19 protein-coding genes are annotated in these 21,969 nt (G+C 56.5%); 9 read left to right on the top strand and 10 right to left on the bottom strand.

What is annotated here, in order from left to right; translation table 11 throughout:
* Window positions 1–4 precede the first annotated feature (4 nt).
* The 3 genes from FHW66_RS18135 to FHW66_RS18125 all read right to left on the bottom strand — a co-directional run bounded on the left by FHW66_RS18135 (window position 5) and on the right by FHW66_RS18125 (window position 4,534).
* On the bottom strand, window positions 5–985 hold the full coding sequence (locus FHW66_RS18135; protein WP_183381240.1) for a substrate-binding domain-containing protein: 981 nt from the start codon (window positions 983–985) through the stop codon (window positions 5–7).
* Between the two features lie 195 nt (window positions 986–1,180).
* Complete coding sequence (mgtA, locus tag FHW66_RS18130) at window positions 1,181–3,946, bottom strand: magnesium-translocating P-type ATPase (protein WP_183381239.1); 2,766 nt, start codon at window positions 3,944–3,946, stop codon at window positions 1,181–1,183.
* Window positions 3,947–4,072: 126 nt separating this feature from the next.
* The gene (locus tag FHW66_RS18125) at window positions 4,073–4,534 is read right to left on the bottom strand and encodes a PTS sugar transporter subunit IIA (RefSeq protein ID WP_183381238.1); all 462 of its coding nucleotides are present in this window, start codon (window positions 4,532–4,534) and stop codon (window positions 4,073–4,075) included.
* A 315-nt stretch (window positions 4,535–4,849) separates the two neighbouring features.
* Here FHW66_RS18125 and FHW66_RS18120 point away from each other — a divergent pair, with 315 nt between their 5' ends.
* From FHW66_RS18120 to FHW66_RS18110, 3 genes are all read left to right on the top strand, one after another.
* A complete protein-coding gene (locus tag FHW66_RS18120; RefSeq protein WP_183381237.1) occupies window positions 4,850–5,059 on the top strand; it encodes a hypothetical protein in 210 nt (69 codons plus the stop codon).
* Between the two features lie 12 nt (window positions 5,060–5,071).
* Window positions 5,072–6,169 carry a GNAT family N-acetyltransferase/peptidase C39 family protein gene (locus FHW66_RS18115; RefSeq protein WP_183381236.1) on the top strand — a complete coding sequence of 366 codons (1,098 nt, stop codon included), beginning with the start codon at window positions 5,072–5,074 and terminating at the stop codon, window positions 6,167–6,169.
* Between the two features lie 123 nt (window positions 6,170–6,292).
* The gene (locus FHW66_RS18110; protein WP_183381235.1) at window positions 6,293–7,900 is read left to right on the top strand and encodes a RimK family protein; all 1,608 of its coding nucleotides are present in this window, start codon (window positions 6,293–6,295) and stop codon (window positions 7,898–7,900) included.
* Between the two features lie 29 nt (window positions 7,901–7,929).
* Here the strand turns inward: FHW66_RS18110 and FHW66_RS18105 are convergent, their stop codons facing one another.
* Window positions 7,930–8,361, bottom strand: coding sequence for a MarR family winged helix-turn-helix transcriptional regulator (locus FHW66_RS18105; RefSeq protein ID WP_183381234.1), 432 nt, complete (start codon window positions 8,359–8,361; stop codon window positions 7,930–7,932).
* Between the two features lie 79 nt (window positions 8,362–8,440).
* Between FHW66_RS18105 and FHW66_RS18100 the strand changes: the two genes are divergently transcribed.
* Both FHW66_RS18100 and FHW66_RS18095 read left to right on the top strand, forming a co-directional pair.
* Window positions 8,441–9,067, top strand: a complete 627-nt coding sequence (locus tag FHW66_RS18100; RefSeq protein ID WP_183381233.1) for an NADPH-dependent FMN reductase — start codon at window positions 8,441–8,443, stop codon at window positions 9,065–9,067.
* A 296-nt stretch (window positions 9,068–9,363) separates the two neighbouring features.
* A complete protein-coding gene (locus tag FHW66_RS18095; RefSeq protein ID WP_183381232.1) occupies window positions 9,364–10,914 on the top strand; it encodes a methyl-accepting chemotaxis protein in 1,551 nt (516 codons plus the stop codon).
* Between the two features lie 79 nt (window positions 10,915–10,993).
* Here the strand turns inward: FHW66_RS18095 and lipA are convergent, their stop codons facing one another.
* From lipA to FHW66_RS18080, 3 genes are all read right to left on the bottom strand, one after another.
* The gene (lipA, locus tag FHW66_RS18090) at window positions 10,994–11,965 is read right to left on the bottom strand and encodes a lipoyl synthase (RefSeq protein ID WP_183381292.1); all 972 of its coding nucleotides are present in this window, start codon (window positions 11,963–11,965) and stop codon (window positions 10,994–10,996) included.
* An 85-nt stretch (window positions 11,966–12,050) separates the two neighbouring features.
* Entirely contained in the window at window positions 12,051–12,692 is a 642-nt protein-coding gene (gene lipB / locus FHW66_RS18085; RefSeq protein WP_183381231.1) for a lipoyl(octanoyl) transferase LipB, read from the bottom strand.
* A 54-nt stretch (window positions 12,693–12,746) separates the two neighbouring features.
* Window positions 12,747–13,103 (bottom strand): DUF2917 domain-containing protein, encoded by a 357-nt coding sequence (locus FHW66_RS18080; protein WP_183381230.1) that lies wholly within the window; start codon window positions 13,101–13,103, stop codon window positions 12,747–12,749.
* Window positions 13,104–13,282: 179 nt separating this feature from the next.
* Here FHW66_RS18080 and gcvA point away from each other — a divergent pair, with 179 nt between their 5' ends.
* A complete protein-coding gene (gene gcvA, locus FHW66_RS18075) occupies window positions 13,283–14,224 on the top strand; it encodes a transcriptional regulator GcvA (protein ID WP_183381229.1) in 942 nt (313 codons plus the stop codon).
* A 67-nt stretch (window positions 14,225–14,291) separates the two neighbouring features.
* On the opposite strand, the gene FHW66_RS18070 is transcribed toward gcvA, so the two are convergent.
* The 3 genes from FHW66_RS18070 to FHW66_RS18060 all read right to left on the bottom strand — a co-directional run bounded on the left by FHW66_RS18070 (window position 14,292) and on the right by FHW66_RS18060 (window position 17,389).
* Entirely contained in the window at window positions 14,292–14,564 is a 273-nt protein-coding gene (locus tag FHW66_RS18070) for a DUF493 family protein (RefSeq protein WP_183381228.1), read from the bottom strand.
* 95 nt (window positions 14,565–14,659) lie between these two features.
* Window positions 14,660–15,508, bottom strand: a complete 849-nt coding sequence (locus FHW66_RS18065; protein WP_183381227.1) for a D-amino acid aminotransferase — start codon at window positions 15,506–15,508, stop codon at window positions 14,660–14,662.
* Window positions 15,509–15,658: 150 nt separating this feature from the next.
* Entirely contained in the window at window positions 15,659–17,389 is a 1,731-nt protein-coding gene (locus tag FHW66_RS18060) for an ABC transporter ATP-binding protein/permease (RefSeq protein ID WP_183381226.1), read from the bottom strand.
* A 349-nt stretch (window positions 17,390–17,738) separates the two neighbouring features.
* Between FHW66_RS18060 and FHW66_RS18055 the strand changes: the two genes are divergently transcribed.
* The 3 genes from FHW66_RS18055 to FHW66_RS18045 all read left to right on the top strand — a co-directional run.
* Entirely contained in the window at window positions 17,739–19,580 is a 1,842-nt protein-coding gene (locus FHW66_RS18055) for an ABC transporter ATP-binding protein (protein ID WP_183381225.1), read from the top strand.
* Between the two features lie 277 nt (window positions 19,581–19,857).
* Window positions 19,858–21,588 carry a ShlB/FhaC/HecB family hemolysin secretion/activation protein gene (locus FHW66_RS18050; protein ID WP_183381224.1) on the top strand — a complete coding sequence of 577 codons (1,731 nt, stop codon included), beginning with the start codon at window positions 19,858–19,860 and terminating at the stop codon, window positions 21,586–21,588.
* Between the two features lie 16 nt (window positions 21,589–21,604).
* Window positions 21,605–21,969 (top strand): ESPR-type extended signal peptide-containing protein (locus FHW66_RS18045; protein WP_183381223.1); only part of this gene is annotated, 365 nt, incomplete at its 3' end.

Below are 21,969 nucleotides of genomic sequence, written 5' to 3'. Positions count from 1 at the left end.
ATCCTTACCTGAGGCTGTCAGCGGTCATGACCTGCGCATTCACCAGTACCGTTTCGGGCAGCTTTTCACCTTTGAGTGCACGCACTGCCAGCGCCACGCCCTGATAACCCTGTTCTGTCGCCTGTTGATCCACCGTAGCAGCCAGCGTGCCCGCAAGAACCGCCTTGCGGGCCTCATCAATAGCGTCATAGCCAATCACCGTGACATTCTTGCGACCACTTTCCTGCAGGTACTGGATTGTTCCCAACGCCATCATATCGTTGGCGCAAAATACCAGTTTGATATCCGGATGTGCGCTGAACAAACGCTTTGCCACATCATGCCCCTCGTCGATGCGCCAGTTGGCATTGTCATTGGCAACCACCTGAATGACACGGTTCTCGCCAAACGCGCGCAATGCACCATGTATCCGCTGCTGCGAATTCTCAGCATTGGGAATGCCTCCCATGACGGCGGCCTTGGTCGGTTTGCTGATCGACTGGGAAATCTGCCGCGCAACTTTGTAGCTGGCAAGTTCATTATCCACACTCACCAGCGGCACGGGCTGCATCTTGTTCTGGGCCAGTGTCTCCGAATCCAGTGCATTGTCGATGGTGATGACGACAATGCCAGCGTTCTGGGCCTTCTTCAATATCGGAACCGGTCGTTTGGAGTCGCCCGGCGAAATGACGATCGCATCCACCTTCAGATCGATCAATTCTTCCACAATCTGAATCTGCTGCTCCATCGCGGTTTCCTGGGAGCCCGCCTTGACCTGCAAATCAACCCCAAACTCCTGCTGGGCACGACGCGCACCTTTTTCGATGCCGGCGAAATAGGGATTGATCAAGGTCTTCATGACCAGTGCGATTTTAAACTGGCGGGCTGGCGCCGCCGGTGCTGCCACAGGCGCCGCGAACTGTTGCTCATCCGGGCCATCAGATTTGCCACAGGCACACAACATTGCCACCAGAAAACCGCTTACCATCGTCCGAAAGAGAGTCATAAAACAGCCCCGCCCCGCGTTAGTCTTAAGAGCTCACATACCCAAGAGTATTCAATTCTTACCGAGAATGTTAGCCCAAAGTTGTCAGTGTTTTATTCTTATTGATTTTATGCTGATCCGCTGTTGCGAACAGCCAACGAGACAGCAACCACCGACCAAGGCCGGAAGCTGCTGCCTTGAGGCATTTACCCACATTTACTGCCAGCCGTAGCGTTTGCTGTAGAAACTCTTCATCGCCTGTGTCAGACCAACATAGGCCAGTAATACCACCACCAGCCACGGGAAGTACGCCAGCGGCAACGGTGTCATCTTGAAATAATCAGCAATCGGACTCATCGGCAGAATAATCCCCACCGCCACAATGATCGCCGTGCCCAGCAACAGCGGCCATGCTGCGCGACTCTGGATGAAGGGAATCTTGCGGGTACGGATCATGTGCACAATCAGCGTCTGCGACAGCAAGCCCTCGACAAACCAGCCCGACTGGAACAGCGACTGTGTCTCAACCGTATTGGCCTTGAAGACGTACCACATCAGCGCAAAGGTAGCGATGTCAAAGATGGAGCTGATCGGACCAAAGAACACCATGAAGCGGCCAATATCGCCCGGGTTCCAGCGTTGCGGCGCGACCAGTTGCTCGGCATCCACATGATCAAACGGAATCGCCACCTGCGAGAAATCGTAGAGCAGATTCTGCACCAGCAACTGCAGCGGCAGCATCGGCAGGAAGGGCAGGAAGACGCTCGCCACCAGTACCGAAAACACGTTGCCAAAGTTGGAACTGGCATTCATCTTGACGTACTTGACCATGTTGGCCGAGGTCCGACGGCCTTCCAGCACACCCTGCTCCAGCACCATCAAACTCTTTTCCAGCAGGATCAGGTCAGCCGCTTCCTTGGCGATATCAACCGCCGTATCGACTGAGATACCAATATCGGCAGCGCGCAAGGCTGCCGCATCATTGATGCCGTCACCAAGGAAACCGACCACGTGCCCGTTGGCGCGCAGCGCACTGACAACGCGCTCCTTGTGTTGCGGCGTGAGTTTGGCAAATACATGGGCCGACTCGACCAGCCGCCCGAGCTCTTCGTCGCTAATACTTTCAATATCTGATCCCAGCACCACACCACCATCCATCGGCAAACCGACTTCCCGGCAGACCTTGGTCGTGACCAGACCGTTGTCACCGGTCAGCACCTTGACGGTCACCCCATGTTCACGCAGTGCCTGCAAGGCTGGTGCGGTCGATTGCTTCGGCGGGTCGAGGAAGGCAATGTAACCAATGAGCGTCAAATCACTCTCGTCGGCTACACCATAGACCTGCTGCTCCAGCGGCGTCTCGCGGGCGGCCACGGCGACCACGCGCAAACCATCGTTGTTGAGCGCTGCCGTGACTTCACGGATTCGCATCAGATGCTCATTCTCCAGCGGCCAGTCTTCATGACCAATGCGCACCCGGGTACACACCGCAATCACCTCTTCCAGCGCCCCCTTGCAGATCAGGCGATGGCTATGATTGTTTTCCGCCACCACCACCGACATACGACGGCGCTGGAAATCGAACGGAATTTCATCAACCTTGCTGAAATTAGTCGCCAGCTTCAGTTCGGTCTGCAACTCGGCATGCTCAAGCACGGCTACATCCAGCAGATTCTTCAGGCCGGTTTGATAGAAGCTGTTGAGATAGGCATGTTGCAAAACTTCATCGGAGGCATGGCCCAACACATCGGTATGGCGCTCCAGATAGATCTTGTCCTGCGTCAGGGTACCGGTCTTGTCGGTACAGAGCACATCCATGGCGCCAAAATTCTGAATCGCATCGAGCCGCTTGACGATCACCTTCTTGCGCGACAGATACACCGCCCCCTTGGCCAGAGTAGCGGTGACAATCATGGGCAGCATTTCCGGTGTCAGACCAATCGCAATCGAGATCGCAAACAAGGTTGCATCAAACCAGTCACCCTTGGTAAAGCCATTGAGCAGCAGCACGATCGGTGTCATCACCAGCATGAAGCGCACCAGCAACCAGCTGACTTTGTTGATGCCGATCTGGAACGAGGTCAGGCGCCGTTGAACTGCTGTCGCGCTGCGCGCCAATACCCCAAACAGGGTCCGGTTACCGGTATTGACCACGACCGCCCGTGCCGATCCACTGACCACGTTGGTCCCCATGAAGCAGATGTTATCCAGCTCCAGCGGGTTGGCCGCCAGTGCTGCATCCTGCAAGGCGGCAAATTTCTCGACGGGCAGTGATTCACCGGTCATCGCGGCCTGGCTGACGAACAGATCCTTGGCCACCAACAGTCGTACGTCAGCCGGAATCATGTCACCGGCCGACAAGGTGATCACATCACCGGGCACCAGCAACTTGATTGGCAACTCGATCCGCTCGGGCGTGGCCGGCAACGGCGGAATACCAAAATAGGCACTGGTTTGCTGCAGCAAAGGATCGGCCGGTGATCGACGCAATACCGTGGCCTTATTGCTGACCATTTCCTTGAGCTTATCGGCCGCCCGGTTCGAACGTGCTTCCTCATAGAAGCGGATCAGCGTCGACAACGCCACCATCGAACCGATCACCAACGCGCCCTTGGCATCGTCGGTGATGTAAGAGATCGTGGCCAGCAGCGTCAGCAGCAAATTGAAAGGGTTGCGATAACACTGCCACAGATGCTGCCACCATGGTCTTGGCTTTTCGCTTTCAATTTCATTCAGGCCAACCGACTCGCGGGTACCCGCGGCCTGCGCATCGGTCAGTCCGTCTTCATGCGACTGCAGTTCCTGCAACAGCGTGACCGGGTCGTTCTTGGCCGCATCCATCAAGGAAATGGTCGCTACCAAGGGCACGTCTTTGCTGATACCGTTGCGTGAGAGCACATCGCTGATGCTCAAACGTCGAAACTTGTCGGCCATCCCACGCGAGCGAATGAAATTACTAAACAGATTGTTGAAATTTGGCATCTTGATCGCCGTCTCTGGAATCGAATCGATACTCGATAAAGGTTGAATCGGAGGGGGGAAACCAGCACAGCGACAGTCCCACTGGTTTGGCATCTGCGTGTCCGGCAGACACGCGTGCGGGTAACACTAGCCGGGGGCCTGCCACTGGCTGAAAAGGCGACTGACTTCGGCAGCGTTGGTGGCTGCGCGCAGTTGCTCACGCAAGGGCCGGTCAGAAAACATCTGCGCGATGCTGGCCAGAATCTGGAGGTGCTCCTGCTGTGCCTGTTCTGGCACCAGCAACACCAATATATCCGACACCGGCTTGCGGTCCGGCGCGTCAAATGCAATCGGTGTACGGGGCCGCACGAAGACCGCAACCACCTTCTGCAAACCCGCGATGCGGGCATGCGGAATCGCCAGACCATGGCCAACAGCGGTCGAGCCCAATGCCTCACGTGCATTGAGACTGTCGATCAGTGCTGCCGACGGCAAGCCATGACGCTCCTGAAGATGCCGTGCAACGTCGTCGAACAAGCGGCTCTTGTTGGCGATGTCACGACCCAGCAGGATGTCCTCCACCGGGCACAATGTGGCAATCAAATTCATATTCTCGGCTCCAAGGGCATTTTCGATGGGTTCGTCGGCAATTACGCGTCAATTTCTTGTCATTTATACGATAAATAAACGGAAATTTTTCTAGGTGAAAGATTATGGCGAAGCCAGGTCGGTTTGTCGATCAAGGATTACCTGCATGGAGCGCGGGTTGAACACAAGGCCGGCTTACCGACGCTGCTGATTCACAGATTCATCAGTCGTTTATGTGTTTTTGCCATGATGCCCTGCAAATTTGACAGGATTTTTACGTCGCTCTTTGTATCCTGCCGAGACATGAAACTTGTTGAAGCGTGAAAGGCGGGAACAATGGGACTCTACGGAAACCTGGTCAATACCGGGAGCGACGAGCGTCTGGGTACGCAGTATACCGATGGACGACGCATCGGTAGAAGCGCAGATCACCAGCGCGAAGCATTGTCCAGTCTGAGTGGTTGGCACTGCGACCATCCCGATGTGCGCGCTCGCTTCGTGCAGCTCTACCAATGCCTGTTCCCGAGTCGCGGCGACCATGGGTGAGTCAGCAAGATCATGATCCGTGCTGCCGTGGCTGGCGACATTGCCGCCCTACTGGAGATAGAAAACCGCAGCTTCAGCGGTGACCGCATCAGTGCACGCAGCTTTCGCCACCTACTCGCACGAGGTCATGCGGCAACCCTGCTCGATGACCACGATGGACAACTGCGCGGATATGTCACGCTGCTGTTCCGCAAGAATCTCTCACTGGCGCGAATCTATTCGATTGCCACCCATCCCGATCACCTTGGTCATGGCGTCGCAGCTGGTCTGCTGCTCGCCGCCGAGCAGACTGCGCTGATGCATAACTGTGTCAGCATGCGACTGGAAATCCGCAAGGATAACCAGGCCTCGCTGCGACTGTTCCAAAGCCGCGGCTATCGCATCTTTGGCGATTATCCAGCCTACTACGACGACGGCATGGATGGCTTTCGGCTGGAAAAGTCGCTGACCCATCACCTGCGCACAGCACTGGCACGCGCGCCCTATTATCAGCAAACGCTCGGCTTCACCTGTGGCCCGGCCTGCCTGATGATGGCAATGAAGGCCTTTGATCCGGCACTGCGCCTGGACCGTACGCTGGAACTGCAACTCTGGCGCGAAGCGACCACCATCTTCATGACCTCCGGACATGGCGGCTGCAGTCCTTATGGTCTTGCGCTGGCAGCGCAGCAGCGCGATTTTCCGTGTGAGATTTTTGTCAACGGCAATGGTGTGCTGTTCCAGGAATCGGTCCGCAGTCCGGAAAAGCGCCAGGTGATTCAACTGGTGCACGATGACTTCGTGCGCCAGGTCAACCAGTTGCGCATCCCGGTCCATCGCAAGCTGGCAGGTACCCGCGATCTGGTGCGCTGTTTCCATGACGGCGGGATACCGCTGGTACTGATTTCCACTTATCGCCTCACGCGCGAGCGCGCACCGCACTGGGTCATCATGACAGGCTGTGATGACCGCTTCTTTTATATCCACGATCCTGACAACTCGCCCCAGCGCAGTGGCGATGAACGCATCAACATGGCGATCCTGAAAAAGGACTTTGAACGCATGGCGCGCTATGGCCGTGACGCTACCAAGGCGATGGTGATCCTGTATCCGCCGCAAGCTAAACGCTGATGAAAATTTAATGCCGGCAGTCGATAAATTTACGCCGTTTTTATTTTTGACCACCTAGACTCATTGAGGTCAGTGACACCACCCGGTCGGTACTGACATTGATCAGTCAACGATAAGACATCTATGCCTAACGCAAGTACAATCGTTCCCCCGGTGCCAGGCGCTACGACGCTGTCGCGGCCGCTACCACTGCCAAGCAATGACGAAGACACGCCCGGCGAACCGTCAGACCTATTGGTCATCGTCGAAAACAGCAAGGACTGGAGTGCCCACGCCAACGAAACAGTGGTCAGCGCGGCCGACTACCTCAGTCCCGGCACCCGCCATGTCAAACCTGGCAGCATCGTTATCAACCTCTGCCGCAGTGTCAAATACCTGTCGATTGGCTACTATTGCTCGCTGCTGGCCGAAGCCCGCAAGCAACATGTCTATCCGTCAGTGAAGACCGTCAACGATCTGTCGCGCAAAGCCATCTACAGTCTGGACATCAGCGATCTGGATGCCGCGCTCAACAGCAGTCTGTCTTCCACGGATACAGTTCCGATGCCGGTCGAGTTCTCGATGGATGTGTTTTTTGGCAGCACCGACTACACGCCACTGGCTGCACTTGCGCGACAGATTTTCGAGAAATTCCCGGTGCCGTTGATGCGCATCGAGTTCGAGCACCGCGACGACTGGAAGATTCAGGCAGTGAAGGTACAAAACGTTGCCACGCTATGCGCGCATCAAACCCAGCAGCTGACGCAGGCATTCGACAGCTTCCGGCATCACGCCGCACCACGCCCTGTCGCCGGTCGTCAGCACCGGTATCAGATCGCTATCCTGCAGAATCCGGAAGAAGCGCTGCCACCAAGTAATCCTGGTGCGCTCGACAAGTTCATTGCGGTGGGTCATGAGCTCGGAGTTGACGTCTCGCTGATCGAGAAGAAGGACTTCAACCACATCGCCGAATACGATGCGCTGTTCATCCGCGAAACCACAGCCATCAATCATCATACCTACCGCTTCGCCAAAAAGGCCGAGAGCGAAGGACTGGTCGTCATCGATGATCCAGTCTCGATACTGCGCTGTACCAACAAGATCTATCTGGCCGATCTGCTGCGGCTCAACGACATCCCGACACCGCGCACCTACGTGCTGCAGGAAGATGCGCTGGACAACATCGCCGCGCTGGAAGCCGAGATTGGCTATCCAATGGTGATGAAGGTACCCGATGGTGCGTTCTCACGCGGGGTATCGAAGGCGGCAAACCGGGAAGAGTTTTATGCGACGGCACAGGAGCTGCTCAAGCAATCCTCCTTGATGCTGGTGCAGGAATATCTGTACACCGAGTTCGACTGGCGCATCGGTGTACTGAACCAGCGGCCGATCTTTGCCAGTCAGTATTTCATGTCCAAGGGTCACTGGCAGGTCGCCAAGCGCGATGCCAGCGGCAAGGCCGAGTTCGGCATGAGCCGCGCCATGCCGCTCGATGCCGTCCCACCAGAGTTGCTACGCCATGCAGTACAGGCTGCCAATCTGATTGGTGATGGTTTGTATGGCGTGGACATGAAGATGACCAGCCGTGGTCCGGTGGTCATTGAGGTCAACGATAACCCGAACATTGATCAGGATATCGAAGACAGTGTGCTTGGTGACGCGCTCTATCGGATCGTACTGGAGGATTTCCTGCGGCGGCTGGAGTTACGGCACCAGCATGCACGGCTAGCACCGGCACTGGCAGTGTCCTGAGCGGCGAGTGCATCAGTCTCGCGCAGGATTTATGGCAGTGATTCCGGTGGTTGATGGGCGAGCACCTTTTCCAACAGCGCCTTGAGATGCTCCTGCTCCTCGTCGCTGAGGAGTCCGAATGACGCATTGGTCACATCAAACATGGTTTTTTGCCCCTCTTCCAGCAGTGCCCGTCCCTTCGCAGTCAGTTCATGCAAGGTGCTACGGCCGCTGCCGGGGTAAGACTTGACTAGCTCCGCCTTGAGCAGACGTGTCACCAAGGTGCCGAATGCCTGCGCCGAATTGAATGTCAGTTCGGCCAGTTGAAGTTGCGAGCAACCCGGGTTGCGATCAATTTCCCTGAGCGCATTCCACTGCACCAGACTCAGCCCAAGCTCCCCCAATTTCTTGTCCAGGTGCCGATGATGCCGATGCTGGATACGCTTGACTAACCAGCCGAGATGTTCAGGTTTGCTTGACATGTAAATATATTTATATAAATATGTTTATAAATGAAGATCGTACCAAAGATACTTCATCTCATCAACGTTAAGGAAAATCATGTTCAAACTACAAATCATTGTCGGTAGCACACGCGAAGGTCGTAACGCTGAAGCAGTCTGCCGCTGGCTGTTACCGGTTGCACAATCGCACGATGCATTTGATGTCGAAGTTCTCGACTTGCGCGACTGGCCGCTACCTTTTTTCCAGGAAACCATCGCCAGCGTCGGCGACTTCAGCAATCCGACCTACTCGACGCCCATCGTCAAACAATGGAACGAGAAGATCCGGCAAGCTGACGCTTACCTCATCATCACCCCTGAATACAATCGCAGCATCCCGGCGGTACTGAAAAACGCTATCGATTCGGTCTTTTTTTCCTTCAACTTCCGTCGCAAGCCAGTTGCCTTTGTGGGTTACAGTCTTGGCCCCACAGCAGCAGCCCGAGCAGTGGAGCATCTGATCCAGGTGATGACCGAAGCCGAAGCAGTACCCGTGCGGACATCAACATTGATTCCTTTGGTAACGACGGCATTTGATGCGCAAGGTCGGTCAACGAATCCGATACTCGATGTGCAACTGGAGGTGATGCTTGACGATCTCGAGTGGCTGACAAGGGCGTTACAACTGGCCCGCGCCGAACCACAACTTCCGCCAGCTGCACTACGTATCCGAGCCAAGCGGTAGCGCCGGCCATGGGGGAATGCTGCAACCGGGGGATGTTCCACCCGGTTGCTATCAGTATTGTCTAAGTTCCTGTGCCTGTCACACTGCCAGCTGCCGCTCAAAAGGATGACTGCCTTTGATGACGTTTCTCCGTGCCGTCAGCAGTCTGCCTCATGGCATAGAAAATACCTGCGGGGAACTGTGTATTTTTTACCGCAGGGACCGATTTGCAGGAGCGAAATCGGCGTATTCTCGTTGCGCAAGCGGGACCTTCCGAGGAGAATATTTGTAACAATTGTAAGGAAGGAGACCGTATCATGAATCAACTTTCGAACCTGCGTATATCCAGCCGGCTGACACTTGGATTTGGTGTCGTACTGGTACTTGCCATCCTCTCGACCGGCTTTAGTCTGGTCAATAACAAACGAAATGCCGACGCGACACGCGCCATGATGGAAATACCGCTGGCCAAGGAGCGCCTGGTCGCGGATTGGTTTGTGCTGACCTACTCCGCCATTGTGCGTACCTCGATGATTGCGCGCAGCACCGATGCCCAGTTGTCTGAAACGTTCAAGGATGAGATCGCCGCCAGCGTCGCATCGGGGGGTGAAATTATCAAGAAGATCGAGCCCAAATTAAGTTCGGATCAAGAAAAAGCCTTGTTCCAGGAAATCATCGCCGCGCGTCAGAAATATCAGAGCGCCAAGGAGCAGGTGATGAATACACGCAAGACCGGTGATGCCGAAGCTGCCGAGAAAGTTTATCAATCTACGTTTAGTCCTGCCTCCAAGGCATATGCGAACAAGGTCAATGCATTGCTTGCCATGCAGCGGCAGGCGATTAACGACATGGCACAAAACATCGACCACAACAATGAGCGCGGCTTCCAGTTACTGCTGTTGCTGGGTGTTTTGCTGATCGGTATCAGCCTCGTCACCGTACTGATCATTTCACGCAGCATCACCACACCTTTGCAGCGGGCATTGAATGTAGCGCAGGCAGTCGCAGCAGGCGATCTGACCACCACAATTGCAAAACACGGCAAAGATGAAATCGCGGAATTGATGCAGGCTCTACAGCAAATGAATTCTTCGTTACGTAAAATCGTCAGCGAGGTGCAGCAAGGTACCGATTCGATCACGACCGCAGCCAGCGAAATCTCCTCCGGCATTACCGATTTGTCTTCACGTACCGAGCAGCAGGCCGGCTCGCTGGAAGAAACGGCTGCATCGATCGAGCAGTTGACCTCGACCGTCAAGCAGAATGCCGAAAATGCGCGACAAGCCAATCAAATGGCGATGAATGCTTCCGAAGTGGCAGTTAAAGGTAGTGGCGTCGTGTCAGAGGTGATCGATACCATGGGCGAAATCAATGCCTCCTCGGGCAAGATTGTCGACATCATCAGCGTCATTGATGGCATCGCATTTCAGACCAATATTCTGGCTCTCAATGCCGCAGTAGAAGCAGCGCGCGCCGGCGAACAGGGCCGTGGCTTTGCCGTCGTAGCATCTGAGGTGCGCAGCCTGGCACAGCGTTCAGCAGCTGCCGCCAAGGAAATCAAATTGCTGATTGATGATTCTGTCAACAAAGTTGGCTCGGGCAGCCGCCTCGTGGAACAGGCCGGGGTTACCATGCAGGAGATGGTGGAGAGCGTGCGTCACGTGACCGCTATCATGGGAGAAATAGCGGTCGCCAGCCAGCAGCAGAGTGCAGGCATCGAGCAGATCAATCAGGCCGTCACTGAGATGGATAACACCACACAACAGAATGCCGCGCTGGTGGAGCAGGCCACGGCTACATCCGAGCTACTGCAGGCGCAGGCTGACAAACTGGCCCAAGCCGGTCATCAGTTCAAATTGTCGGTGTAAATGGTTTATCTTCCTATGATGAGAATCTCACCAACACGGTGAGATTCTCAACTAATTCAACTACTCCACACTATTCTCTTCAACCAACGAGCCCATGCGCCTGCTGGTCAGCATGGTAGCTGGAGCGCACCATGGCGCCGACGGCAGCGTGGACGAAGCCCATCTTATAAGCTTCTTCTTCATACATCTTGAAGGTATCCGGGTGCACGTAACGACGTACCGGCAGGTGGTCGCCGCTCGGCATCAGATACTGGCCAATGGTGAGCATGTCGACATTGTGCGCGCGCATGTCGCGCATGACCTGCAACACCTCTTCATCGGTTTCACCCAGGCCGACCATGATGCCGGACTTGGTCGGCGTGTCGGGGTGCAGTTCCTTGAAGCGCTTAAGCAGGTTCAATGAGTATTCATAGTCGGAGCCGGGACGTGCTTCCTTGTACAGACGGGGCGCGGTTTCCAGATTGTGGTTCATCACATCTGGTGGTGCCATCTTCAGAATTTCCAGCGCGCGGTCCATGCGACCACGGAAGTCGGGAGTCAGAATCTCGATACGGGTCTCGGGCGATAGCTCACGCACACGTTGGATGCAGGCCGCAAAGTGGCCGGCTCCACCATCACGCAAGTCGTCACGGTCGACGCTGGTAATGACTACATAGCTGAGCTTGAGCTGGGCAATGGTGCGTGCCAGATTTTCTGGCTCGTTGGGGTCAAGCGGATCAGGACGACCGTGACCGACGTCACAGAACGGGCAACGACGGGTGCACTTGTCACCCATGATCATGAAGGTGGCCGTGCCTTTGCCGAAGCATTCACCGATGTTGGGGCAAGATGCTTCTTCGCACACCGTCACCAGATTATTGGCGCGCAGGATGTCTTTGATTTCGTAGAAACGGGTGGTCGGCGAACCGGCCTTGACGCGGATCCAGTCAGGCTTCTTCAGCTTTTCAGCTGGCATGATCTTGATCGGAATCCAGGCGGTCTTGCCAGCTCCCTTTTGTTTTTCGGTCGGATTGCGCAGCGCAGACTCAGCTGCATTGGTATCGGTTGTCATAGTCAAGATAATTGGTGCCGTCACAGTCGACGGCGATCAAGTAAAGTCATTGCGGGTGCAGTAACAGGTTGATGCACCACAAACCCTAGCCAAAACAGCTGAGCAGCTGTTGCGCCAGTTGGTTCTGCACCACAGCAAGTTCAGCGACCGCGCCCAGGGTCTGCATGTCTACCGTTGCCAGACCTGCATAACCGCAAGGGTTGATCCAGGAAAACGGTGTCAGGTCCATCGCCACATTGAGCGACACACCATGATAGGTGCAACCGTTGCCACGGATTTTCAAACCCAGCGCTGCAATCTTGGCACCCTGCCACGGCCCTGAACTGACGTAAATGCCGGGCGCACCCTGCTTGCGCTCACCAGCGAGATTATACGCCGCCAACGTATCGATCACCGCCTGTTCGATCTTTTGTACGAACTCACGGGCAAACAGGCGCGCACCGGGATGCTTGCGGCGCAAGTCGATGAGCAGATAAATGATGACCTGACCGGGTCCGTGATAGGTCACCTCTCCGCCGCGATCTGTTTGCACAACGGCAATATTGTGGGCATTGAGGACATGGGACTGATCCGCCCCGAGACCGAGCGTGAAGACCGGCGGATGCTCGACAATCCAGAGCTGGTCGGGACTGTCGACGGTGCGGCTGTCGGTATAGGCGCGCATGGCGTCGAAGGTGGTCTGATAGTCTTCAACGCCGCGCTGGATGATCTGTGGGGCAATTCGCATGGGCGACAGTGTAGCGAATTTCGCCCCTGATTGCCGCAATCACGGCTTGCGCGACTACCGCAGCCTGAGCACTGAAATGCACACCAGCAACAACAACGGCACGGTGACCATCGTGTGGACGCTGGCGACCCGCTGGATCGCATTGACCAGCTGCTGACGCCATTGCCGCTGCGGCCGCGGCAAGTCGACTTGTACCTGGCAGGTACCGCAGGCCGCTTCGACCACCAGAATGCCATATCCGGGGATATCAATCTGCTGACCGTCGCAAAGCCAGTAGTCGGCTGAGTCACCTTGTAAAGTTACCCATACCCGACCGCGCATGACCTTGAGCTTGATGCCGCCCTTGATGCGCAAGGCGACGACCTCGCCCTGTGCCAGTTGTACGTGCTTGTTGTTGAAAATATTTTGCATGGCAATGATTCCTCGGTTACACGCTCAATACCGGTGCACTATTTGTGAATACAGCTCACATACTGGAATAACTTGGCATTGATGGCGTTGAGTAGGTATTCTAGTAAGCCGGGAAACAGTAACAAAACGATAAATATTGCCATTCCTTATTAGTTTTATTCACAAGCAAATACTCAACCATGGCTGACCTCAGGAAACTGCCCAACCTTGCTGCACTGCGTGCCTTTGAAGCGGCGGCGCGGCACGAAAGCTTTTCGCGTGCGGCCGAAGAGATCCATGTCACGCCAGGCGCCATCAGTCATCAGATCCGGGCACTTGAGGAGGAGCTCAACGTCCAGTTGTTTAACCGCTACGGCAAACGCATTGCCGTCACTGTGCCGGGTCGGCGCTTTGCCGAAGTGATCCGCAAGTCGCTCGGCGAGATTGCCGACCTTGCCGTTAGTCTGCAGGAGCAGTGCCAGCAGCGGCTGGTGGTCACAGCGCCACCCTCCTTCGCCTCACGCTGGCTGGCTTCGCGGCTATGGAAGTTCATCGACCGCCATGCCAATATTGAAGTCATCCTGCAATCGAGCAACCAGATCAGCGATCTGGCGCGGGAAGGCATTGATGTCGGCTTGCGTTTTGGTAAGGGCAATTACCCGGGCCTGAAGGTGGAACGCCTGCTGGAAGACTATTACTACCCGGTGGTCAGTCCGCAGTATCGCGGTGGTCAGTTGCCCGCCTCGCCGCAGGCGCTGCGTGATTGCACGCTGTTGCGCATGGATAATCAAGAAGAGTCCTGGCAACCCTGGTTTGCGCTGGCCGGGCTGGACATGCCGGATCCGAGCGGCGGGCTGGTGACGGAGGATTCGTCATTGACCTTGAGGGCAGCTGCTGATGGCGCCGGCGTAGCGCTCACCCATCACGCGATTGCCTCGCAGGAAATTGCCGCCGGCGAACTGGTGCGTCTGTTTGATATCGCCTGGAAGTCCGACCACAGCTATTACTTCTGCGCCACGCCCATGAGTTTTGCCAAACCGCAGGTACAACTGTTCCTGCAATGGCTGCGGGAAGAAGCGGTCGCCTTCATGCAGCATCCTCTGTGGCCGGGTGAATCGAACGTCCAGCCAGCGCAGAAATGAAAAACCGGACCGTGTCAGTAGACAACGGTCCGGTTATCAAGGTACGTGATCTGCAGCTGATCGGTGCTTACAGCACAAACTTCACCATCTCATGGGAAGACAGCGCACGGTACAGATTGTCGAGTTGTTCGCGGCTGGTAGCGCGAATGGTCACGGTCAGCGACAGATAGTTACCCTGGGTTGACGGACGCTTCTCGATCTTGCCACTGTGAAATTCAGGATCATGTTGCACGATCAGTTCCACGATGCTGTCATGGAAATCATCGTGCATGATGCCAACGACCTTGATAGGAAAGTCGCTCGGATATTCGATCAGGGATTCTTCAGTAGGTAATGGCATGGTGTGCGGCTTTCAGGTTCAATGACACTATTTTACGCCTGCCAGTCCCGGATAGCGAGCTTGCCCCTCGACAGGCCCGCTACCGCCGACAACAATCAGAGCGCTGCCTTTGCTGCCTGATAACCGGCATACAATGCCGCAAAGACCGGCCCCGGTGCACCCTTGCCAACCGGCTTGTCGTCGATGCTGACCACTGGCAGCACTTCCTTGCTGGCGGAGGATAGCAAGATCTCATCGGCAGCAAAGACTTCTTCAGCCGTGATCTTGCGTGCCTCAAAGGCGATCCCCTGCGCTGCACACAGCTCCTCGATCAGGCCATAGCGGATGCCTTCCAGAATCAGGTTGTCCTTCGGAGGCGCAATCAGCTTGCCCCCCTTGACCACCCACACATTGGAGGACGATGCCTCACTCAGGAAGCCGTCGCGGAACTGGATCGCTTCGGTGACTTCATGTTCTGCTGCAAATTGCGCGGCCAGCACATTGCCCAGCAACGAGGTCGACTTGATCTGGCAGTTGAGCCAGCGGCGGTCTTCCATGCTCACGCAGGCAACGCCCTTGGCGCGCACTTCAGCCGACGGCAGTACCATGGTGTTGGTCATGATGAACACCGTCGGTGTCACTTCCTTGGGGAACGCATGAGCGCGTTTAGCCACACCACGGGTGACCTGAATGTAGATCATCTGATCTTCCAGCCCGTTGGCCTCAACCACCTGTGCAATCAGGGCCAGCCATTGCGCCTGGTCATGCGGATTTGGAATACCGATAGTAGCCAGACTGCGGAACAGGCGCGCAATGTGATGGGTGCCGCGAAACGGCTTGCGCGCATACATCGGAATCACTTCATAGACGCCGTCACCGAAGATGAAGCCGCGATCCAGTACGGGAATTTTTGCTTCCGACAGGGGTGTCAGCTGGCCGTTGAGATAGACGATGGGATCAGACATGAGAGGCTTTCAATTAGGAATATCGACGAATCAGGCATGGCAGGAAGCACCTGCCAACACCTGCCGGAGCAGCGCGCTCCATGAACAATATTCTGGCACAGGCAATCACTGCAACTTATGCAAAGTCGGCATCAAGTTTGCCTGATCGACTCACAGTGCGCTGACCTGCAAGGTGCTGGCCTGACGCCCTGCCACCGGCACAAAATGCCAGCGCTGCTGGTGATAGCGCTCTACCGCCTCGCGATGCGCAATACTGATAATGGCCGCTTGTGGCAGTTCTTCCAGCAACTGCGAATAGAGCTGCTGCTCGGTCTCACCATCCACGGCGCTACTGGCCTCATCCAGGAACAGCATGTCAGGGCGCGTCAGGAACACCCGCGCAAACGCCAGCCGCTGCTGCTCACCCGGTGACAGACGGTTACCCCAGTTGCTGGCAACATCGAGCTCCGTCGTGAGATGCGACAGGCGGCACAGCGAGAGATAGCGGCCAATCTCTGCATCGCTATAGGCATCCTCGGCAGCCGGGTAGGTCAGCGCTGCGCGTAGTGTACCAATCGGCAAATAACTGCTTTGCGGCACGAACATCAGCTTGCCACCTTGCGGAAGATCAATGCTGCCGCTGCCATACGGCCAGATACCGGCAATCGCCCGGAACAAGGTGGACTTGCCACAACCCGACGGCCCACTGACCAAAATGCGCTGACCAGCCGCAATGGTGGCATTGACCTGCTCGATCAGGCTGGTGCCATCGGGCAGGGCCAACGCCAGATGGCGGGATTGCACCACATCGCCGACATGCGCCAGCTTGATCCCCTCGGGCTGACGTTGCGCCTGCTCCACCGCCTGGTTGAACCCAGCCAGCCGGTTGATGCTGGCCTTCCAGTCCGCCAAGGTTGAGAAGGCATTGATGAACCACGACAAGGCATCCTGCACCTGACCGAAGGCACTCGCAATCTGCATCAATACGCCCAGCGAAATGGCGCCGCCAAAATAACGTGGCGCGGCGACCAGCAGCGGGAAGATATTGGCAAACTGCCCATAGAAATTGACCGCAATATTGAGGCTCTTGGTGGTGCGCATAATGGCCCACCAGTTTTGGCGGATGTCTTCAAAACGCGCATTGAGCTGGCCGCGTTCACGCTGCTCACCGCGATACAAGGCAATCGCCTCGGCATGCTCACGCACCCGGATCAGGCCAAAACGATAGTTCGCCTCGAAGCGCTCCTGATTGAAACCCTGCGACACCAGCGGCTTACCAATCCACCAGATCAGCCAGGAGCCGACACCGGCATAGGCAATCGCAAACCACACCATGTAACCAGGAATGGTCCACTCCCGTTGCAACAGCAGGAAACTGACCGGGCCGCTGATGGCCCACAGAATGCCCACAAAGGACACCAGCGTCACCGCGCTGGAGATAAAACCCAGCACCAGACTGATGGTGCTGGAGGTCAACGAGCGCAGATCCTCTGCAATCCGCTGGTCCGGGTTGTCGGCAATGTGGCCCTGCTCCATGCGGTAATAGGCATGATGCTCCAGCCATTTAGCCATGTACTTGTCGGTCATCCAGGTACGCCAGCGGATTTGCAGCCACTGTGTCAGATAGATACGCGCGGTTGCTACCACGATGTAACCAAACGCCAGATAGGTGAACTGCCATAACAAATGCTTGAAGGCCGGATAGTCCTTGTTTTGCAGCGAGTCATACATGACCCGGTTCCAGTCGGTAATCAAGACATTGATGTAAACCAGCACCAATACCAGCGCCAGAATGACGGCGAACAGGCCCCATGCTTTCCAGCGGTCTTCCGAGACCCAGTACGGTTTGATGAGATGCCAGATGGCGTGGCGGTCGAGGGGTTTCTTCTTCTGAGCGGTCATGGTGTTCCAGATAAGGCCGATGAAGGCAGACGAACGAGGGTGATTAGAGTGCAACCAGAATGTATATTGGCTATATCTCGCGAATTAGCGAGACGATAGATGGGGACAATAATAAGCAATCCCTCGGTTTTCAGCAGGACGAATTTGAAACAAGATATGTTTGCCCGGCCAGATCTGACGTCATAGCATCGGATCTCCCGCCTTGACGCAGCTTTTGAAGGGTATCGCTGGCCTTGCGTTTCATCCGGCGCCTGCCCGATTTTGGTGAACAGATTAAAATCACGCTGGTCGTATGTCCTGTTGGCGCAGTATTTCCTGCCTGTCAACGCGTCGACATTCTGGAGATTGCATGCTTGCCTGGTTTGAAAAACTGATTCACCCCTTCCCCGAAAGCCCTGCCAAGCCGCCACCACGCGGCTTTTTTGCCTTTATCTGGAGCTGTAGTCAGGGCATGCGCCGCTATGTGCTGGCGATGACCTGCCTGACCGCCACCATCGGTGCCTTCGAAGCATTGTTGTTTGCCATGATGGGACGCATCATTGACTGGCTTGGCCGTGTCGCGCCCACCCAATTGTGGCAACAGGAACGCACCAGCCTGCTGTTGCTGGGAGCCGTGCTGATTGCCAGCCCGCTGGTAGTAGCCCTGCAAACCATGATCAAACACCAGACACTGGCAGGGGCGTTCCCGATGCGGCTGCGCTGGAAATTCCACCGCCTCATGCTCAACCAGAGCATGAGTTTCTATCAGGACGAGTTCGCCGGACGGGTTGCCACCAAGGTCATGCAGACCGCGCTGGCGGTGCGCGATGTGTGCATGATCCTGGGCGACATCGTGGTCTTCGTGGTGATCTACTTCGTCACCATGACTAGTGTGGTCGCTGGTTTTGATCGTTGGCTATTGCTGCCATTTCTAGGCTGGCTGGTGCTCTATAGCGCAGCGTTGCGGTTCTTTGTGCCGCGTCTGTCACGGGTCGCCCGTAGCCAGGCCGATGCGCGCTCGCTGATGACAGGACGCATCACCGATGCCTACACCAATATCGCCACCGTCAAGCTGTTCTCTCATGCGGGTCGCGAAGCTTCCTATGCGCGCAGTGCGATGCAGGATTTCCTCGGCACGGTGCATCGTCAGATGCGCTTGGTCAGCGCTTTTGATGTCACCAATCACATCCTCAACATGGGATTGATTTTGTCCACCAGCGGCGTCGCGCTCTGGCTGTGGACACAAGGTCAGGTCGGCGTCGGTGCTGTTGCCGCTGCGACCGCCATGGCACTGCGCCTGAACGGTATCGCCCATTGGGTCATGTGGGAAATGGCGGCCCTGTTTGAGCATATCGGCACCGTGCAGGATGGTATCAATACCCTGGCACGTGCGCATGAAGTCAAGGACCAAGCCGATGCGCAGCCGCTCAAGGTCACGCAAGGCGCGCTGCACTTCGACAACGTCAGCTTCGCCTACGGTGCTGACGGGCCCGAAGCGCGACAGGTGATCGACAAGCTCAACCTGCAGATTCGCCCCGGCGAAAAAATCGGTCTGGTCGGTCGCTCCGGTGCAGGCAAATCCACCATCGTCAACCTCTTGCTGCGCTTCTATGATGTCGAAAGTGGCCGCATTCTGGTCGATGGGCAAGATATCGCACAAGTCACCCAGGACACCCTGCGCGCGCAGATCGGCATGGTCACGCAAGACACCTCGCTGCTGCATCGCTCGGTGCGCGACAACATCCTCTATGGACGTCCCGACGCGAGTGATGAGGAAATGATCGCCGCCGCACGTCGCGCCGAAGCCCATGGCTTCATCAGCACACTGGCCGATGCCCGCCAGCGTCAAGCCTATGACGCCCACGTCGGCGAGCGTGGGGTCAAGCTCTCGGGCGGCCAGCGCCAACGGATTGCGATTGCCCGCGTGATGCTCAAGGATGCGCCGATCCTGCTGCTCGACGAAGCCACCAGCGCCCTTGATTCCGAAGTCGAAGCGGCAATTCAGGAAAGTCTGTACCGCCTCATGGAAGGCAAGACCGTGGTTGCCATTGCCCATCGCCTGTCCACTATCGCCGCCATGGATCGTCTGATCGTGGTCGATCAGGGCCGCATCGTCGAACAAGGCAGCCATCAGGAACTGCTGACACAGAATGGTTTATATGCGCGACTCTGGGCGCATCAAAGTGGTGGATTTCTGGGCGAAGAAATCTAAGCGCTGTCTTTTTTATCCCAACCTTACCCCTGCTCTGTCGCCCTCTTTGGGCGGCAGAGTGTGCATTTTCCGCCTCAACAAAATACGAAGAATCCTGTCCTTTTCACCTGACAAATCAGATTTTTCTTCAAAACATATAGGACCATTCTGAAAAGAATGTTTCCGTGATTCAGGCCCTGAATCGCTCTATAGAATCGCCCTCCGGCAAAAAAGATACGCCAAATAATCTTTCCGGAGCGGTATTTTGTATTTACCCAGCAAACACTTCAGCAGCCTTGTGCTAGCAACTTCGGTGGCCACAGGCGCAGTTGGCCAGGCACTCGAAAACAACGACACACAAGAGCAGCGTCGTCGCACGCGCGAGCAGGCGATACAACGCGAGCGCGTGGTCAACGAACCACGCGTGGACTTGCCGCGTCTGGAGAATCCACCTGCGCCAGACGATGCTGCTGCATCCACCGACCTACCCGGATCGACTGCCTTGCCGCAAGAGTCGCCCTGCTTCGTCATTGACCACTTGGTGCTGGAAGTTCCTGCGCAATTGCCGGCAACAACCCGGGCGCTCGGTGCCAGTACGCTGCCAATGGACCCGTTTCGCTTCGCCCAGGATGCATTGAGCCACTATCAGGGTGCCTGCATCGGTCCTGCCGGTGTCAATCTGATCGTGCAACGTCTCACGCGCACGATCCTGGAACGCGGCTACAGCACCACCCGACTCGGCATTCCCAGGCAAGACCTGTCAACCGGTACCCTCACGCTGACACTGGTACCGGGTGTAATCCACACCATTCGCTTTTCCGACCCCGACACAGATGCCAGCTGGCGCTCGGCCTTCCCCACCGGCCCCGGTCAATTGCTCAGCGTGCCAGATATCGAGCAAGGTCTGGAGCAGATGAAGCGCGTCCCCAGCCAGCAGGTGGAGATGGAAATCGTCCCCGCCGACGCCCCTGGTGAAAGCGATATCGTCATCACCGTCCACTGCGATACACGCTGGAAAGTCAGCGCCTCGCTCGACGATAGCGGCGCAAAATCTACCGGCAAATTGCAGAGTAGCGTCAACCTTGCCATCGACAATCCACTGGGACTCAACGACCTGTTCAACCTCGGTCTCAACACCGATGCCGATCGCCACGGCCAGCAACGCGGCACCAATGGCAACAGCCTCTACTACGCCATTCCCTGGGGTTACTGGAACTGGTCGGTGGCGGCCAGCACTTACCGCTACCACCAGCAGATTGCCGGAATCTATCAGACCTTTGTCTCCAGTGGACAATCACGCAATCTCGACCTGACCACGCAACGCCTGCTCTACCGCGACCAGCAACAAAAGCACACGTTGCAAGTCAAGCTCGGCAAGCGCTGGAGTCGCTCCTTCATCGACGATACCGAGCTTGAGGTACAACGCCGCAATACCACCTCGGTCGAGCTGGCCTGGCTACAGACCCACTACTTCGGCAATGCCCAGTTCAATCTGACACTCGCCAACCGCTGGGGTGTCGCGTGGTTCAACGGTCAGTCTGATGTCGGGCCGCGTACCAGCGACAGCCCCACCTACCGTTATAGCCTGCAAACCCTGGATGCCAGCCTGTATACGCCATTCCAGCTGGGTCAGCAAAGCTTCAGCTACAGCGCCACGCTGCGTGCGCAACATACGCGCTCGGCACTGTTCCAGTCAGAGCAAATTGCCATCGGCAACCGCTATTCAGTGCGCGGCTTCGACGGCGAACAAACCCTGACGGCCGAGCGCGGGTTCTATCTGCGCAACGAGCTCGAGATGCCACTGGCGCAAAGCCACCAACGACTCTATCTCGGCATCGATGCAGGACGCGTGTTTGGCCCCAATACCCAAAATCTACTCGGTACCAAGCTGGCCGGTGCTGCCATCGGCATGCGCGGCAACATCAACCGCCTGTACTACGACGTCTTCGTCGCTAGTCCATTGGTCAAGCCGGACGGATTTCGTACCGCCATGCCGGTTACCGGCTTCATGTTGAACTACGAATACTGATCCCGAAAAAACCTCCATGAACCAGCAACGCTATCGCCTCATCTTCAACGCCCATCGTGGTGCCACTATGGCTGTCGCAGAAAACGTCAGCAGTCACGCCGGTGGCTCTGGTATCAGTGCGATTCGTGCTGGCACACGCCCTGACAGCAGCACACCGGCAGCCGCCAGCGGCTCTGCCCCGTTACGTCTGGCGCGACTGGGCGTGATGATCGCCTTCCTCTGTGGCAGCGTCATCAGCGGCATGAGCGCGGTGCAAGCCCAAATCGTGGCCGACCCCAACGCCGCCGGTGCACAACGCCCCGTCATCGACAACACCGCCAACGGCCTGCCACTGGTCCAGATCGCCGCGCCCAATGCCAGCGGTCTGTCGCACAACCAGTA

Source organism: Herbaspirillum sp. Sphag64 (genome assembly GCF_014192645.1).
GTDB lineage: Bacteria > Pseudomonadota > Gammaproteobacteria > Burkholderiales > Burkholderiaceae_D > Herbaspirillum.
The sequence above is the reverse complement of the archived record's forward strand: the minus strand, read 5'-3'. Positions and strand labels throughout refer to the sequence as shown.

What these genes read in the sequence shown, in the direction of transcription:
- FHW66_RS18135 (WP_183381240.1), bottom strand. Translation starts at nt 985, where the DNA reads ATGACTCTCTTTCGGACGATGGTAAGCGGTTTTCTGGTGGCAATGTTG.
- mgtA (WP_183381239.1), bottom strand. Translation starts at nt 3,946, where the DNA reads ATGCCAAATTTCAACAATCTGTTTAGTAATTTCATTCGCTCGCGTGGG.
- FHW66_RS18125 (WP_183381238.1), bottom strand. Translation starts at nt 4,534, where the DNA reads ATGAATTTGATTGCCACATTGTGCCCGGTGGAGGACATCCTGCTGGGT.
- FHW66_RS18120 (WP_183381237.1), top strand. Translation starts at nt 4,850, where the DNA reads ATGGGACTCTACGGAAACCTGGTCAATACCGGGAGCGACGAGCGTCTG.
- FHW66_RS18115 (WP_183381236.1), top strand. Translation starts at nt 5,072, where the DNA reads ATGATCCGTGCTGCCGTGGCTGGCGACATTGCCGCCCTACTGGAGATA.
- FHW66_RS18110 (WP_183381235.1), top strand. Translation starts at nt 6,293, where the DNA reads ATGCCTAACGCAAGTACAATCGTTCCCCCGGTGCCAGGCGCTACGACG.
- FHW66_RS18105 (WP_183381234.1), bottom strand. Translation starts at nt 8,361, where the DNA reads ATGTCAAGCAAACCTGAACATCTCGGCTGGTTAGTCAAGCGTATCCAG.
- FHW66_RS18100 (WP_183381233.1), top strand. Translation starts at nt 8,441, where the DNA reads ATGTTCAAACTACAAATCATTGTCGGTAGCACACGCGAAGGTCGTAAC.
- FHW66_RS18095 (WP_183381232.1), top strand. Translation starts at nt 9,364, where the DNA reads ATGAATCAACTTTCGAACCTGCGTATATCCAGCCGGCTGACACTTGGA.
- lipA (WP_183381292.1), bottom strand. Translation starts at nt 11,965, where the DNA reads ATGACAACCGATACCAATGCAGCTGAGTCTGCGCTGCGCAATCCGACC.
- lipB (WP_183381231.1), bottom strand. Translation starts at nt 12,692, where the DNA reads ATGCGAATTGCCCCACAGATCATCCAGCGCGGCGTTGAAGACTATCAG.
- FHW66_RS18080 (WP_183381230.1), bottom strand. Translation starts at nt 13,103, where the DNA reads ATGCAAAATATTTTCAACAACAAGCACGTACAACTGGCACAGGGCGAG.
- gcvA (WP_183381229.1), top strand. Translation starts at nt 13,283, where the DNA reads ATGGCTGACCTCAGGAAACTGCCCAACCTTGCTGCACTGCGTGCCTTT.
- FHW66_RS18070 (WP_183381228.1), bottom strand. Translation starts at nt 14,564, where the DNA reads ATGCCATTACCTACTGAAGAATCCCTGATCGAATATCCGAGCGACTTT.
- FHW66_RS18065 (WP_183381227.1), bottom strand. Translation starts at nt 15,508, where the DNA reads ATGTCTGATCCCATCGTCTATCTCAACGGCCAGCTGACACCCCTGTCG.
- FHW66_RS18060 (WP_183381226.1), bottom strand. Translation starts at nt 17,389, where the DNA reads ATGACCGCTCAGAAGAAGAAACCCCTCGACCGCCACGCCATCTGGCAT.
- FHW66_RS18055 (WP_183381225.1), top strand. Translation starts at nt 17,739, where the DNA reads ATGCTTGCCTGGTTTGAAAAACTGATTCACCCCTTCCCCGAAAGCCCT.